Annotated in this window: 1 protein-coding gene; it reads right to left on the bottom strand. The window is 74.4% G+C overall.

Features of this window, described 5'->3' with window-relative positions; all coding sequences use genetic code 11:
- The coding region (locus GT042_RS05690; RefSeq protein ID WP_161307598.1) for an amino acid adenylation domain-containing protein at window positions 1-2,311 on the bottom strand (2,311 nt) is incomplete at both ends.

Here is a 2,311-nt window from a genome sequence, read left to right as displayed (position 1 = left end):
CCCGCCGGGTCGAACGGGTCGGCCACGAAGCGGGACGCGGTCAGGCCTGCCCTGCCGTGGTAGCCACGCGCCAACCCCGCGCCGGACAAGTAGAGTTCGCCGACGACGCCGGGCGGCACGGGCGCCAGCCGGTCGTCCAGGACGTGGACCCGGGTGCCGTCGACGGGTACGCCGATGGGCACGGTACGGTCGGGCGCGCCCGGCCCGGCCGCCTGCTGGAAGGCGCTCATCGTGGCGCAGACGGTGGTCTCCGTGGGCCCGTACGCGTTGGTCAGGAACCGGTCGCCCGCCCAGGCGTGCACCAGGGCCGGCGTGCACGCCTCGCCGGCGAGGACCAGCGTGGTCCCGGCGGGCAGCGAGCCGGGCGGCATCACGGCGAGGGCGGCGGGCGGCAGGGTGAGGTGGGTGACGCCGCGTGCGTGGACCAGGCCGGCGAGAGTGGGACCGGGCAGCAGGGCGTCGCGTTCGTCGATCTCCAGGCAGGCCCCGGAGAGCAGCCCCATGCACAGCTCCCAGAACGCGGCGTCGAAGCTGACCGACGCCATGTGCAGCACCCGGCTGCCGGGCCCGACCCGGAGGCGTTCGCTCTGGGTCCTGGCCATGGCGCCGACGCCCCGGTGGGTGACGACGACGCCCTTGGGGCGGCCGGTGGAGCCTGACGTGTAGATGACGTACGCGGGATGCGCCGGGAGAGGCGAGGGGGCGGGGCCCGTACCGGCGTCGGGGTGGACGGCCTCCGGGGTGCCGTCCCCGAGGTCTTCCACGTAGAGGCAGGGCACGGAGGAGTCCGGGAGGCCGCGGCGGACGGCGGCGGTGGTGAGGAGCAGCCGGGGCCGGGCGTCTTCGAGCATGTAGGTGAGGCGGGGGGCGGGGTATTCGGGGTCGAGCGGTACGTACGCCGCTCCGGCCTTGAGGACGCCGAGGAGGGCCACCACGAGGTCGTGGGTACGGGGCAGGGCGACGGCCACCCGGTCCTCGGGGCCGATGCCCCGTGCGGTGAGGTGGCGGGCCAACGCGTCGGCGCGGCTGTCCAGTTGACCGTAAGTGAGCGTGGTGCCGGCGTCGCGGACCGCCGGGGCGTCCGGAGTGCGCCGGGCCCGGTGGGCGAAGAGCGCGGGGACCGTCGACGCGGGCCGGTCCTCGGCGGGCCCGGTCCCCCAGGCGGCGAGGCGGGCGCGTTCGGCGCCGGTGAGCACGTCGTACGTGCGCAGCGGGCGGTCGGGGTCGGTGGTGACGGCGGTGAGGAGCAGGACGAGCCGTTCGGCGAGGTCGCGGACGGTGGCCGGGTCGAAGAGTTCCGTCGCGTAGTCGACGGTGGCCCGCATGCCGCTGGGGGCGCCGCCGGTGTCGTACGTCTCGGTGAAGGTGAACGACAGGTCGAACTTGCTGACTCCGAGGTCCACCGGTACGCCGGTGACGGTGAGGCCGGGCAGGTCGACGGGGGCGCTCGCGGTGTGGTTCTGGAGGATGAGCGCGGTCTGGAAGAGCGGATGGTGGTTCTGCGACCGCGCGGGGTTGAGGAGTTCGACCAGGCGCTCGAAGGGGACGTCCTGGTGGGCGTAGGCGGAGAGGTCGAACTCCTTCACCCGGTCGAGGAGTTCGAGGAAGGTCGGGTCGCCCGAGAGGTCCGTTCGGAGCACGAGGGTGTTCACGAAGAAGCCGACCAGGTCCGAGGTGGCCTCGTCGGTGCGTCCGGCGACCACGGTGCCCAGCGGGATGTCGTCGCCCGCGCCGTGGCGGGAGAGGGCCGTCGACAGGGCGGCCTGGAGCACCATGAAGACGCTGCATCCGGCGGCCCGGGCGAGGTCCGCGATCCGCCGGGCGGTGTCGCCGTCGAGGGTGAAGTCGTGGGTGGCGCCGGTGTGCCGGGGCACGGCGGGGCGCGGCCGGTCCCAGGGCAGCTCGATCACCTCCGGCAGCCCGTGCAACGCGTCTTTCCAGTGGGCGAGTTGACGCGCGACAAGGCTGTCCGGGTCGTTCTCGTCGCCGAGCAGGCGGCGCTGCCACAGGGTGTAGTCGGCGTAGTCGACGGGAAGCGCGGTCCAGCCGGGTCCCCCGTCGCGGGTCCTGGCGCGGTAGGCGGCGCCGAGATCCCGGGTGAGGGGGGCGAGGGACGAGCCGTCGGCGGCGATGTGGTGGATCACGAGGACCAGGACGTGGGCGTCGTCGGCCAGCCGCAGCAGGGTCGCCCGGAGCGGGAGGCGGTGCTCGATGTCGATCGGTTCGGTCGCGGCGGCTCTGATCCGGTCGGGAAGTCCCGTCGCGTCGACGTCCTCGACGGCGAAGGGGAGCGGGAGGTCGTCCGGGGCGG

This window comes from Streptomyces sp. SID3212 (genome assembly GCF_009865405.1).
Taxonomy (GTDB): domain Bacteria; phylum Actinomycetota; class Actinomycetes; order Streptomycetales; family Streptomycetaceae; genus Streptomyces.
Note: the sequence above shows the minus strand (reverse complement) of the source record. Positions and strands in the feature narration are given on the sequence as shown.